Origin of the sequence: Ferviditalea candida, from assembly GCF_035282765.1 — a bacterium.
In the GTDB taxonomy this organism is placed as follows: Bacteria; Bacillota; Bacilli; order Paenibacillales; family KCTC-25726; genus Ferviditalea; species Ferviditalea candida.
This window is the reverse complement of record NZ_JAYJLD010000014.1, coordinates 81,073-93,053: the sequence shown is the minus strand read 5'-3', so window position 1 is coordinate 93,053 and position 11,981 is coordinate 81,073. Positions and strand designations below refer to the sequence as shown.

General features: G+C 50.5%; 12 protein-coding genes and 1 pseudogene. 7 read left to right on the top strand and 6 right to left on the bottom strand.

Annotated features, from left to right (window positions below; all coding sequences use genetic code 11):
• The first annotated feature begins 221 nt into the window (after positions 1 to 221).
• Entirely contained in the window at positions 222 to 776 is a 555-nt protein-coding gene (locus tag VF724_RS11330) for an NADPH-dependent FMN reductase (RefSeq protein ID WP_371754349.1), read from the top strand.
• On the opposite strand, the gene glgP is transcribed toward VF724_RS11330, so the two are convergent.
• On the bottom strand, positions 773 to 3,016 hold the full coding sequence (gene glgP / locus VF724_RS11325) for an alpha-glucan family phosphorylase (protein ID WP_371754348.1): 2,244 nt from the start codon (positions 3,014 to 3,016) through the stop codon (positions 773 to 775). The genes VF724_RS11330 and glgP overlap by 4 nt on opposite strands.
• A 214-nt stretch (positions 3,017 to 3,230) precedes the next feature.
• On the opposite strand from glgP, the gene VF724_RS11320 reads away from it, so the two are divergent.
• The 4 genes from VF724_RS11320 to VF724_RS11305 all read left to right on the top strand — a co-directional run bounded on the left by VF724_RS11320 (position 3,231) and on the right by VF724_RS11305 (position 6,623).
• Positions 3,231 to 3,659 (top strand): hypothetical protein, encoded by a 429-nt coding sequence (locus VF724_RS11320; RefSeq protein ID WP_371754347.1) that lies wholly within the window; start codon positions 3,231 to 3,233, stop codon positions 3,657 to 3,659.
• Positions 3,656 to 4,504: a 7TM-DISM domain-containing protein gene (locus tag VF724_RS11315; protein WP_371754346.1), complete on the top strand. Its 849-nt coding sequence runs from the start codon at positions 3,656 to 3,658 to the stop codon at positions 4,502 to 4,504. Before VF724_RS11320 ends, VF724_RS11315 begins: the two co-directional genes overlap by 4 nt.
• Positions 4,428 to 4,988, top strand: a complete 561-nt coding sequence (locus VF724_RS11310) for a sensor histidine kinase (protein WP_371754345.1) — start codon at positions 4,428 to 4,430, stop codon at positions 4,986 to 4,988. The genes VF724_RS11315 and VF724_RS11310 overlap by 77 nt, the downstream gene beginning before the upstream one ends.
• A 195-nt stretch (positions 4,989 to 5,183) precedes the next feature.
• Positions 5,184 to 6,623, top strand: a complete 1,440-nt coding sequence (locus VF724_RS11305; protein ID WP_371754344.1) for an NAD-dependent malic enzyme — start codon at positions 5,184 to 5,186, stop codon at positions 6,621 to 6,623.
• 333 nt (positions 6,624 to 6,956) lie between these two features.
• Here the strand turns inward: VF724_RS11305 and VF724_RS11300 are convergent, their stop codons facing one another.
• Positions 6,957 to 7,274 (bottom strand): DUF3870 domain-containing protein, encoded by a 318-nt coding sequence (locus VF724_RS11300; protein ID WP_371754343.1) that lies wholly within the window; start codon positions 7,272 to 7,274, stop codon positions 6,957 to 6,959.
• A gap of 299 nt (positions 7,275 to 7,573) precedes the next feature.
• Between VF724_RS11300 and VF724_RS11295 the strand changes: the two genes are divergently transcribed.
• Together VF724_RS11295 and lhgD are read left to right on the top strand one after the other, a co-directional pair.
• Positions 7,574 to 7,936 (top strand): carbon starvation induced protein CsiD, encoded by a 363-nt coding sequence (locus tag VF724_RS11295; RefSeq protein ID WP_371754342.1) that lies wholly within the window; start codon positions 7,574 to 7,576, stop codon positions 7,934 to 7,936.
• A gap of 41 nt (positions 7,937 to 7,977) precedes the next feature.
• A complete protein-coding gene (lhgD, locus tag VF724_RS11290) occupies positions 7,978 to 9,177 on the top strand; it encodes an L-2-hydroxyglutarate dehydrogenase (protein WP_371754341.1) in 1,200 nt (399 codons plus the stop codon).
• 506 nt (positions 9,178 to 9,683) lie between these two features.
• Here lhgD and VF724_RS11285 read toward each other — a convergent pair.
• The 4 genes and pseudogenes from VF724_RS11285 to VF724_RS11270 form a co-directional block, all read right to left on the bottom strand.
• Positions 9,684 to 10,241 (bottom strand): annotated as a pseudogene (locus tag VF724_RS11285) (polysaccharide biosynthesis protein); the annotation flags it as partial.
• Positions 10,234 to 10,440: a hypothetical protein gene (locus VF724_RS11280; protein WP_371754340.1), complete on the bottom strand. Its 207-nt coding sequence runs from the start codon at positions 10,438 to 10,440 to the stop codon at positions 10,234 to 10,236. The gene VF724_RS11280 and the pseudogene VF724_RS11285, both read right to left, overlap by 8 nt.
• Positions 10,441 to 10,488: 48 nt before the next feature.
• Positions 10,489 to 11,175 carry a cytidylyltransferase domain-containing protein gene (locus tag VF724_RS11275; protein ID WP_371754358.1) on the bottom strand — a complete coding sequence of 229 codons (687 nt, stop codon included), beginning with the start codon at positions 11,173 to 11,175 and terminating at the stop codon, positions 10,489 to 10,491.
• Positions 11,172 to 11,963 (bottom strand): SDR family NAD(P)-dependent oxidoreductase, encoded by a 792-nt coding sequence (locus tag VF724_RS11270; protein ID WP_371754339.1) that lies wholly within the window; start codon positions 11,961 to 11,963, stop codon positions 11,172 to 11,174. Before VF724_RS11270 ends, VF724_RS11275 begins: the two co-directional genes overlap by 4 nt.
• Positions 11,964 to 11,981 lie beyond the last annotated feature (18 nt).

Genomic DNA, 11,981 nt, shown 5'->3' with positions numbered 1-11,981 from the left:
TCGTAATGGGATATGTTCTTGGCTGAACGGTTCCCAGTATAACAAGAGGCGCTTTTTGTTTTCAAAGGGCAAATTACTTCATTACAGGAATGGCTCCTTTTTCATAGTTGTTGTGATCTCAAGCTTTTGCACGGTTAGTATGAAGCGCTTCCGGCTTTTTTATGCCGCTTGTTTTTGATAAGATAGATTAAGATTTTCAATAAAAAGGAGAGTTCCCCCAAATGCAGCGAGAAAAATCTGCCCTGCACATCGTCGGTCTGTGCGGCAGCCTGCGCAAATTTTCTTTTAACCGCGGGCTGCTGCTGGCGTTTGAAGAGAAGCTTCCGGAGGACGTAAAATTTACGCTGGCCGATATTTCCGAAATTCCATTTTTTAATGAAGACCGGGAGCAGCCGTACCCGGAGCCTGTAGTCAAGCTGAAAGAATTGCTGGATTCCGCCGATGCGCTGGTGGTCAGCACGCCGGAATACAATCTATCCTATACGGCCGTATTGAAGAACGCCATTGAGTGGATATCCCGCCGTTCGCTGGGGGCCCGGCTTGCCGGAAAGCCTGTCGCGCTTATGGGTGCCGCCATTGTAGGGGTCGGAGTATCGCAAAGCCATCTGCGCGATGTGATGTTCGCCTTAAATATGAACGTGCTGAACCGGCCGATCGTACAGGTTGTCAACGCGCGCGAAAAGTTCGATTCGGAAGGAAGGCTGACGGATGCCGCCACGCAAGAGCTGCTTGGCAAAGTAAAGGATGAACTATTGGCAGTCCTCCGATATCCTTAAGCGCTCCACGTTGCCAAAGGCAGCTCGAAAGGATGCGCGAAGTCGGGACTGTCCGGCCGCAAGCGGATGCGGAAATGCGGACCGTGCTGGAGAGAGCGCGGAATTTCCGCCCGATAGCGAAATCGGTTCGGGAGCTCGCCGCTGCCCTCGGACCGCATGGGAACGATGATCCTATCCCATCGGCCGCCATTTTCTTCATAATAAATGATCTCCGCGACCGCGTCCTTATACCAAACCGGACCGAAATCGACCACCGCTTCGATTTGTTTGAGCTCCTTTTGTTTGGATTCCTTTGCAGATGTGCCTTCCGGCACGGGACGTTCATCGACCGACAGGAAGCGCACCAGCTTCCAGCTGCGCTGTATAAATGCTTTGAAATCGGCTACCCTGCGGGCCGTTTCAAATTGTTTGGACTGAAAATACAAACTTCTTTCCATGATCGGCACGTAAAATTTTTGCGCATATTCGCGCACCATCCGATCCGTATTATAGACAGGTGCCAATGTCCGGACGGATTGCTTCGTCCTCGAGACCCATTCCCGTTTGCCGGGAAGGTAGTACAGGGGAGCGATGCTTTGTTCCAGCGAATCGTACAGCGAAGCGGTATCGGCGATCGCAAAGCCGTTCGTCCCGTCGAAGCCTTCCGCCCACCAGCCGTCCAGCACGCTGAAATTGAGAACGCCGTTCATCGCCGCCTTTTGACCGCTTGTTCCGCTGGCCTCCATCAATTCCTGCGGTGTGTTCATCCAGACATCGACCCCTTGCACCAAGCAGCGGGCCATCTCCATATCGTAATCCTCTAGAAGCAGGATTTTTCCGAAAAAGCGGTCCATTTGAGAAACCCGGTGCACCTCGCGGATCAAGTCCTGTCCGGAAATATCCGCAGGATGCGCTTTTCCGGCATATAGGAAACGGACGGGCCGTTCGGGATGATTGACGATTCGATCGAGCCGATCAAGATCGCTGAACAGCAGCGTTGCCCGTTTGTAAGCCGCGAACCGGCGGGCAAAGCCGATGGTAAGCACGTCGGTTCGCAGATCGCAGCGGACTTGCCTCGGGACATCCGTCGTTTGTCCGTTGGTATCGCGGGGATCGGCGATTCGACTGCGGACAAAGCGGATCATGTCTGCTTTAAGTTGTTGGTGAATCGCCCACCATTCCTCGTCCGGTATCCGTTCTACACCGTTCCACTGCTCAGACTCCGACATTCGATCCCGCCAATCTGCCGGCAAATGCCGCTCAAGCAGCTGCCTGAGCGGAGCGGCCATCCAGGTGTTCAGGTGGACCCCGTTCGTAATCGATTCAACGGGTACATCCTCGGCATCGATTCCTCCATGAAAGGAACGGAACATCTCCCTGGAAACACGGCCGTGCAGCTTGCTGACCGCATTGCGTTTCGTCGCCGTATTCAAGGCAAGATAGGTCATGTTGAAGCCGTTTTTCTCCGAATCCCATCCCAAATCGATCAATCGCTCGATATTTGCGTCCCACTCCTCATGCCGGCCTTGAAAATATTGCAAAAACAGATGCTTGTCAAAGACGTCGTGACCGGCGGGCACGGGAGTATGCGTGGTAAACAGCGTTCCGGCGCGAATCGCTTCCATTGCCGCGTTGAACGGGAGCCCGTCATGCAGCAATTTTCGCAGCCGCTCAAGTGCGGCAAATGCCGCATGGCCTTCGTTCAGGTGAAACAGACCTGGCTTTATGCCTAACGCATTCAGCGTTTTGACCCCGCCGACACCAAGTAGGATTTCCTGCTGCAAGCGGGTCTCCCTTCCCCCTCCATACAGCTGGTTGGTGATTTGGCGGTCTTCCGGGGTATTTGCCGGATCGTCGGCATCAAGCAAATAGATTTGTGTCCGATTGGCCTGGGCGGCCCATACCTTCAGATGAACAGGTCTGCCCGGAAAATCGACGGAAACCCGCAGATGGCTGCCGTCCTGCAGGACAGGACGAATGGGCAGACTGCTGAAATCCGCCGCTTGAAGTTCAGCCTGCTGGTTCCCTTGGGCGTCGATTTTCTGGCGGAAATATCCGCATCTATACAGCAAACCGATGCCGACGAGGGGAATCCCCAGGTCGCCGGCTGATTTGCAGTGATCCCCGGCAAGGATACCCAGCCCGCCGGAATAAATCGGCAGCGATTCGTGAATGCCGAATTCCGCCGAGAAATAAGCGACCGGATAACCGGCAAACTCCGGATACCGGCTTTCAAACCAGTTTAAACCATGATTCGACAAGACCTTCTTCCTCCCTAAGGCTGCAATCTATTGCAGGGTATTCAACTCTCTTAGGATATCCATATGTAGCCGTGGATAGAAAAAAACCGGATTTTTTTGTGAAGAGAATTTCGACAATTTCATAAATTGTTCGCCAAATTAGTCCGGAAGTCTGATAAAATAAGAAAGGAACAGACGGTTTTTTCAAATTTTGACAAACGGGGTTATTCCCGCCTTGAAAAAGAACAATTTGATTCTACTCATCGTTTTTCTTCATTTTGTGCTGCTGTCCGGGTGCGCATCCGCCGAAGCTTCCCATAAAAGTCCCCCATTGGCGGTCAACGGTGTGCTGGATTTGTCCGAATGGGATTTCTCCGGCGAGGGTACGGTGGCCATGGACAGAGAGCGGGAAATGTATTGGAATCGATTGCTGACGCCCGAGGATTTTGACCATGGACATCCGATGCCGACAGGCCTGATCTCCGTTCCGGGTCTATGGGAGGATACGGAGGTGAACGGAACGAAGCTTTCCGGCGACGGATATGCCACGATGCGTCTGAAGGTGATTACGGATCGTCCCGACCTTCTGTATGCCAGCAGATTGAAAAATGTATTTATCTCCTACAAGCTATGGGTGAATGACAGACCGGCAGTGACAATGTGATCACCCTGCAGATTTCCAATTTTGTCTGGACGACGGGCGGCATGAACAGCATCGAGTTTGGTCCGTACCAGCAAATCCGGAATCAAAGGGAAATCAGCTTGGCTTGCGAATTGTTCGCCTTTGGGCTTATCCTCATCATGGCCGTCTACCATTTGGTGCTGTTTGCGCTGCGGACGCAGAACAAGGCGCCTTTATATTTCGGTATTTTTTGCTTGCTGCTGGCACTCAGGGTAATGCTGGTGGATGAAGTGTTTTTGCTGGATATTTTTCCTTGGATCAATTGGTACGGCTATGTCAGAATGCTGTATTTATCCTTTTATTTGGGCAGTGCCGACATTGATGCTGTTGGTGTATTCTCTGTACGACGAATTATTTTCCCGGAAAATGCTCGCTTTGTGCTGTCAGCCGGGGTCATCTGGTCATTGATCGTGCTTGCGGCGCCGCCAAAAATTTTTGATATGACGCTTCTTTCTTACGAGATCTTGTCCGTCATCTGGCTGATTTATGTTCTTTATATTTTGATCCGCGCTGTTCGTCGGAGGCTTGAAGGAGCAAGGCTGTTTATCGCGGGTTTTTTGGTTCTGTTCCTGACGGCGATCAACGATATGCTGGCCAGCCTCGGATATTTGGACAAGGATTCCTTGGTGAAATTCGGACTGCTGTTCTTTATTTTCTCGCAATCGGTTATTTTATCCAAAAAATTCTCAAGAGCTTTCCAGGATGTCGAGCGGCTGTCGGAGAAACTGATTGTCTTCGACAAATTCAAGGATGAATTTCTGGCCAATACTTCTCGAGCTGCGAACCCCGCTGAACGGAATTATCGGGATCGCCGAATCGCTGATTGACGGGATCGGCGGCAAATTGCCGCAGAGGGCCGTATATAATCTTCAGCTGATTGTGTCAAGCTGCAAAAGATTGAGCAGCCTGGTCAATGACATTCTGGATTTTTCAAAATTAAAGCATAAGGACATTCACGTGCACTTGAAGCCTGTCGATTTGCATCAGGCTGCGGACGTCGCCCTGAAAATCATCGAACCGCTGGCCGACAGCAAGCGCTTGCAAATGTTCAACGAAGTGCAGCGGGGCATCTTCATTCTCGCGGATGAAAACAGGCTTCAGCAAATTTTGAATAATTTGATCGGCAATGCGGTTAAATTTACGGAGCGGGGAACCATTCTTATTTCCGCCTCGAGAATCGGCAGTCAAATAGAGATCGCTGTAACGGATACGGGAATTGGCATTTCTCCAGGTAAAATGGCATCAGTGCATTTAATCAAAGGAACAAGGTTTTTGAAGCGATCAAACTTGGCGCAAAAGCTTATTTGTTAAAGCCGATTGTTCCGGAGAATGTAATGGAACGATTCGGCAAGCGCTGGAGCAGGGATGTAAAGTGTTCGAATAAGAACAAAAATTCAATGAACTTTCCATTGAAATCCTGACAGAGATATTATATATTCTTAGGTACAATGAAATCATGGTTGTAAATTCAGCGGTAATTATTCTTATTCGAGGATGTGGATGGAAATGGATTCAAATCCAACTGGATATCTGGGCGGTAAAAATGTGATTCTGCGTTTGGAAATGAGTACCGACCGGATCAAGTTCGGAGAAGTCGCAACCATGATTGCGAAAGCCGGGGGCAACATCGTCGGCATGGACTTTGCTGGCTCCAGCAAGGATACGATTACCCGAGATTTAACCGTAAATGTGGAAGATGCAGGGGATGTCGACAAAATTATCGAGGTCATTGGCCAAATGTCCGATGTGAGATTGGTGCATGTTTCCGATCGCACCTTCTTGCTTCATCTGGGCGGCAAGCTGTCCATGGTGCCGAAGACCCCGATTCAAAACCGTGACGACTTGTCCCGTGTTTACACGCCTGATGTTGCAAGGGTTTGCATGGCGATTCATGAGGATCCGGAAAAGGCGTTCAATTTGACCATCAAAAGAAATACGGTAGCTGTCGTATCCGACGGGAGCGCAGTGCTGGGTCTCGGGAATATCGGTGCCCGCGCAGCCATGCCGGTTATGGAAGGAAAAGCGGTGCTGTTCAAGCAATTTGCCAATGTCGACGCCTTTCCGATCTGTCTGGAGACGCAGGATACGGAAGAAATCATCCGTACAGTAAAAGATATTGCAACTGCCTTTGGCGGGATCAATCTGGAGGATATTTCCTCCCCGCGCTGTTTTGAAATTGAAGAACGGCTGCGTGAGGAATTGGATATTCCGGTTTTCCACGACGACCAGCATGGTACGGCAGTCGTCATGTATGCGGGGTTGATCAACGCCCTGAAGCTGGCCGGCAAAACGCTCAAGGATGTTAAAATCGTCGTTGCCGGAGTAGGCGCGGCAGGGATTGCCTGCAGTAAAATTCTGCTCGCCGCCGGCGTCAAGGAAATCGTCGGAATCGACCGGACAGGCATTCTTTCCAAGGACCGGATGGATCAGTTCGGCAATAATCCGATGAAGCAGTGGTTTGCGGAAAACACCAATCAAAGAGGCATCAACGGATCGATCAAGGACGCATTGAAGGGAGCGGATGTTTTTATCGGTTTGTCTTCTGGAGGCATTATCAGCCGGGAGGACGTCCTGACAATGGCCCCCAATCCGATCGTGTTTGCGATGGCCAACCCTACTCCGGAAATTGCTCCGGAGCAAATCGAGGACATCGCTGCCGTTGTGGCGACGGGCAGATCGGATTATCCGAACCAGATCAACAATGTGCTGTGTTTCCCGGGTATTTTCCGGGGAGCTTTGGATTGCCGCGCTTCGACGATCAACGAAGAAATGAAGCTGGCCAGCGCGGAGGCAATCGCTTCTATTGTTGGCGAGGATGAATTGAACAAGCACTATATCATTCCGAGCGTATTTAATAAAAGAGTAGTAGAGGTTGTCCGCGACCGTGTTATTCGGGCCGCAATCGAAACCGGCGTGGCCCGGAAGATTCCGAGAGAGTACAGGTAATAGATTTGCGATTCACGGTTGGATGAGGTTGGATTCCAATGTCACGAATGTGAATAGAGGAAATTTGTTCTGTTATATTGCTTAATTATTAAGCGGATTTTTTAATAGGGGAAAAAGGTTCCCTTAAATAGGGGGGGAATAGCGATCTCCACCAATTTAGAGGAATGAAGTTCCCTTATCTCCTGAGAGAACGGTAAGTTTTTGCAAAATAAAGCACCAAATATCCGTTATTTAAAAATCAGCTCTGAAAGTGAACTTGAATGAAGGACTGAACCCAAAATAAACGGACCCCGAATTACGGATCGGGGTCCGTTTCAATTTTCTAACCGTACCTCAAGAAAGATTCAACTGCTCATACTGCATATGCAGATCCTTCAAAGCGGCGATCAAGGCGTTGGCCGCCCTGCCCCGGTAATGATGCTGCAAAGCCCGTATCGGTTCGGCGATGCCTTCGCGCAGGCTGAATCCCCTTAATAATTGACCTACATAGCTTTTGCCGTGTTCGGTTGCCAATGTGCACGAAGCTTCCAGAATGACACCGTATTTGGCGTCGATTTCCGCGGTGATGGTGAGTGTATCAAACACGCTTTTGGCCGCCATGCCTTGCGGCAGCTTAGCGTGTCCGGCGATAAAGTAAGTATTATTGATCATGATTCACCTCTTTTGCTGCGTGTTTTTTGGGCATGATCCAAACTTGTAAAGATATTATACTCCAGAATCAGTATCTGACAAATAGATCCGCATTCTCGAGTCTATAAAAATAAGCAAACCAACTGTAAAATCTGCTGAGCTTTGAGAGGATCAAAGCGGTCATGAAGCAGATCGTAAACCAGTTGCGCCTTTCCCAAGGGTAGGGGTGTGACTGGTTTTTTTATGCAGAAAGCCTCGAAAGGGGATTTCTATATATATTTCTATTCTATTTCACTAAAATTAGATTGGAGGTATGCATCATGATGAAAATGGAAGAAGCTTTGCCTGAAATGAAATTCGTTCAAACCCGGAAATTCGTCCAAACCCATCCCGGATTCAAAGTCATTCCGCATTCTGACCACACAAGACTGTACCACGTCGAATTGAATCAAGAGCGTTTGCAGGAATTTCTACGGCAATATGCCGACATCGGACCGCAAAATTTGGAATATATTCCTTATATGCGGTATGTATTGGCCGGGAAGACGAAGAATTGTTTGGCGAAGAGCTGGAAAGCACGCTTCGCGGCATTCTGCATGACCGTGAAACCGGCGGATTCACGATCGGCGTGCAGGGTTCTTGAATTTCAACAGCGGTGGAGTGCCATCCCTTTCCCGAAATAGCTAATCATTTGAATAAAAAAGAAGGAGGGGTGAAGGAATGTATGTATGATTATATCATTGTGGGCGGGGGGATTGTCGGTCTCTCTGCCGGTTACGCCCTGCTCAATAGTCATCCACAGGCAAAGCTTCTGGTGATTGAAAAGGATGATGAGTGGGCGAAGCAGCAAACCGGCCATAACAGCGGCGTGATCCATTCGGGAATCTATTACAAGCCGGGGAGCTACAAAGCGAAATTCGCGCGCGAAGGTAACCGTTCGATGATTGAATTTTGCAGGGCCCACGAGATCGAGCACGAGATATGCGGCAAGGTGATCGTGGCCACGAAGCCGGAGGAGCTTTCGCTTATGGATAATTTGTTTCAACGCGGGCTGGATAACGGATTGAATGTGCGGAAAATCGGCGCTGAAGAGCTGAAGGAAATCGAGCCGCATGTATACGGTCTGGCGGCGATCCAAGTGCCTTCGGCGGGAATCGTCAATTACAAGCAGGTGTCGCATGCCTTTGCGAGGTATATCGCGGAAAATGACGGGGACCTGATGCTGAACACAAGGGCGGAAAAAATCCTGGAAACCGGCGAAGGCGTCGTTGTCGAGACGAACAAAGGCGACTTCAGCGCCCGCTTCTTGATCAACTGCACCGGTTTGCACAGTGACCGTGTCGTCCGCAGCAGCGGCATCGAACCGGACATGAAAATCGTGCCGTTCCGCGGTGAATATTACGAGCTTGTGCCGGAGAAAAGACATTTGGTCAAGCATTTGATCTATCCGGTGCCGAATCCCTCGTTCCCGTTTCTGGGCGTCCATTACACCAGGATGATCGGAGGCCACGTCGAAGCGGGGCCGAATGCGGTGCTCAGCTTCAAGCGGGAGGGCTACAAAAAGACCGACATCTCGCTGAAGGATTTGGCCGAGGTGCTGGCTTACCCCGGGTTTTGGAAATTGGCTTCGAAATTTTGGCGCGAAGGCATGGAGGAGATGGTGCGTTCGTACAGCAAAAGGGCGTTCGTCCGCAGCCTGCAGCAGCTGATACCGGAAATTGAGGAGAAGGACCTGATCCCGGCTCCTGCCGGGGTGAGGGCTCAGGCGCTGAAGCCGGACGGCAGCCTGGTGGACGACTTTTACTTTATCGACGGGAGAAAAAGCATTCACGTCTGCAACGCGCCGTCTCCGGCGGCGACGGCATCCATCCAGATCGGCCAGGCGATTGTAGAAAGGCTGAACCAATACAGGGCCGTGATCTGATACGGTTGAAAAAAGCCCACTCTGACACATTGTCAGGGGGGCTTTCAATATGGGGGGGGTTCTCGGTGATTCCATCCACGTCGGCAGCTTTGCCAGCATGCTTGAATACGCAGGGACGGGGCAATTGAAATCGGGACGGTATTCATCAGGCTCTTGTCGGATTGAATGAGGCCATAGGCTTGAATCGTAACATCTCTTTTTGTTGAAGGCTTGTTGGATGGATTGAAGCAGGTCGTATTTGGATATCTTGCCGGGCGAACACAAGTGTACGAGTCCGCTAATGGGCCGGTACAGGATCGAATGGATCGATTTGGCTAATTGGAGTGTGGTGATGCCGTTCCAGAACACACAGCTGTACCCATGAACCGGACCGGTTTGCCGCATGAACCGCTGAAAAAACCCGATGCCGTGCCGGCGCAGTTCCGGACCGATGATGGATGTGCGGATCGTGAGATGCCGTTCGGGTTGATCGGGAAGGATGACATAATAGTTCGCATCGAATTTGAAACATGGGCTAAATCATAAATCCGGCAAGCGTTCATTTTTAACACGAATGTTTCTCCGCCCACTGCTGTATGCGCCGCCTTCAAAAGCAAATCGATCGCTTCGGCAAGCGTAAGGAAAAAACTCGTCATTACCGGCCCGGATGCAAACAAAGCCATACAGATTAACGGGGGCGGCGGCTTTATCCGTGGAAACATAAATGACTTTTTGGACTTCCTGTTCCATGCTTGCCTGAATGATGTTTTCCGTTCCGTAAACGTTGGTATTCAGCACCTTCAGCGGTTGGGCTTCACCGATCGGCACATGCTTCAAGGCAGCCAGATGAAAAACGTAATCGGCTTTGCTGCACGCGGTTTTTACTGCACTTAAATCACGCACGTCGCCGATAAGGTACTCTATGTTCGCATGGGCATGGAAGGTCCGGGACATTTCAACCAGGGCAAATTCATTCCGGGAAAAGATGCGGATTTTTTGGGCTTGAAAGCGAGCAGGCTGCGGGTTAATTCCTGGCCCCAGGATCCGGTTTCCCCCGTAATCAGTATCGTTTTGTTTTCAAACAAAATGAAGACCTCCTACGATCATGTTGGCGACTTTATCAGATACATCGGGATCGTCATATCCGGCCGGACAGACCCATTTAGAGCGTTTGCGCGACATCAGACGCACACAATCGGCTATTCGCTGCTCATTTAAGCCGGAAAGCGTATTGCTTCCGCAAACGACCGTTTCCGGACTTTCCGTACCGCGTCTTATCGTCACGGGGGTACACCCAAAAGACAGCTCTCCTCCTGGACCGTACCGCGTTTTTTATTGCGCTCCTCTACCCAAATAAGCGATGGCTTTTTCCAAAGTCACGGTGGTGTTTCCGAAATGGTGAAACATATGAAATAACCGGATGTAATCCTCCACGGTATCCAAAGTAACCCGAATGTCGGGGCGCGATAGTCGGGTCGGAGGGGAAAATCTGCCGATATGAAATCGGCCTGGATTTCGCTTCATGAAGGAAGTGACATGTTCCCGGTCCTGTGCATCCAAGGCCATTCGATCAGACGCAAATAAAGCCTCCTTGGTAATAATCTCCACCCCCGAACCGTAGGGTATGTTCTCGAAATAGATGTAGTCGTACCGATCTGCCATCATTTGAAGAACTCCCGCATCAATGAATCGGGGTTCCGTTAACGGATTATCGGCCGTTACCCGAACGATGAGATCGGCTTGCGACTGATGAACGGCTCCGCAGAATCTCCCCAGAACATCACTCAGGCTTCCTCTATGGACATGTACATGCAATCTGTCGCAGGTGCGCGCGATCGGATCATCCGTACTCTGATCCGAAGTGGCGACCCAAATTTCTCCGGAATGACTCGCCTGCCTCACTTGATCGACAACTCTTTCCAGCACCGGTTTGCCGCATAGATCCAAGAGCGCCTTTCCGGGCAACCTTGCGGAGTTAAACCGCGCTTGGATGACTGTGATGATCTTCTTCCCGTTCACCAAGCTGTCCAGCCTCCGTCGGCACAAATATTTTGCCCCGTGATATAGCTGGACGCTTCCGAAGACAAGAACACGACTGCTCCTTTCAGTTCATCCGGTCGACCGATCCTCCCCAAGGGGGTTTTTCGGCTCAATTGTTCCATAAACCATGGATTCTTCTGAACGTCTTCCTGCGGGAACGGTCCCGGGGAAATCGCGTTGCAGCGGATGCCGAATCGGCCGTAATGACATGCGACATACTTGGTGAATTGGATGATTCCGGCTTTCCCAGCTCCGTAATTTGCCGGATTGTCAAAGCCGGTTGTTCCGTAAATTTCCGGATTTGGAGATACGACTCCATACATGGAAGCCACATTGAGAATGACGCCTTTTCGCTGGGCCATCATATAAGAAAGCGCATATTTCGTACATCTGAACACTCCGTTCAGCGTTCCGTCTATGCCATCGTTCCATGCTTTTTCCGTCAATTCCTCCACCTTGCCCGGGGAGGAAAACGAGGAATTGTTCACGAGAATGTCAATTGTGCCGAATCTAGCATAAATATCCTCAAAACAAGACTGAATTGAAAGCTCGTCGGAGATGTCCAACCTCCGGCCTTCAGCATAGTTGCGAGTCTTGCCGGATAATTGGGAGGCCCAAGCCGTACACTTCTCCAAATCCCTGCTTGCCACAAAAACATTCGCCCCTGCCTCCGATAAGCTTTCGGAGATGGACTTGCCCAAATATCCCGCTCCGCCGGTAATGATCGCATTTTTTCCGGTAAGATCGAATAATTTATGCAGTTCCATTTTTCCGGCCCCCCATAG

Bases quoted from the DNA above. Each gene is read 5' to 3' on its own strand.
- lhgD (WP_371754341.1), top strand. From the start codon at position 7,978: ATGTATGATTATATCATTGTGGGCGGGGGGATTGTCGGTCTCTCTGCC.
- VF724_RS11310 (WP_371754345.1), top strand. From the start codon at position 4,428: ATGAATTTCTGGCCAATACTTCTCGAGCTGCGAACCCCGCTGAACGGA.
- VF724_RS11305 (WP_371754344.1), top strand. From the start codon at position 5,184: ATGGATTCAAATCCAACTGGATATCTGGGCGGTAAAAATGTGATTCTG.
- VF724_RS11300 (WP_371754343.1), bottom strand. From the start codon at position 7,274: ATGATCAATAATACTTACTTTATCGCCGGACACGCTAAGCTGCCGCAA.
- VF724_RS11270 (WP_371754339.1), bottom strand. From the start codon at position 11,963: ATGGAACTGCATAAATTATTCGATCTTACCGGAAAAAATGCGATCATT.
- VF724_RS11330 (WP_371754349.1), top strand. From the start codon at position 222: ATGCAGCGAGAAAAATCTGCCCTGCACATCGTCGGTCTGTGCGGCAGC.
- VF724_RS11295 (WP_371754342.1), top strand. From the start codon at position 7,574: ATGATGAAAATGGAAGAAGCTTTGCCTGAAATGAAATTCGTTCAAACC.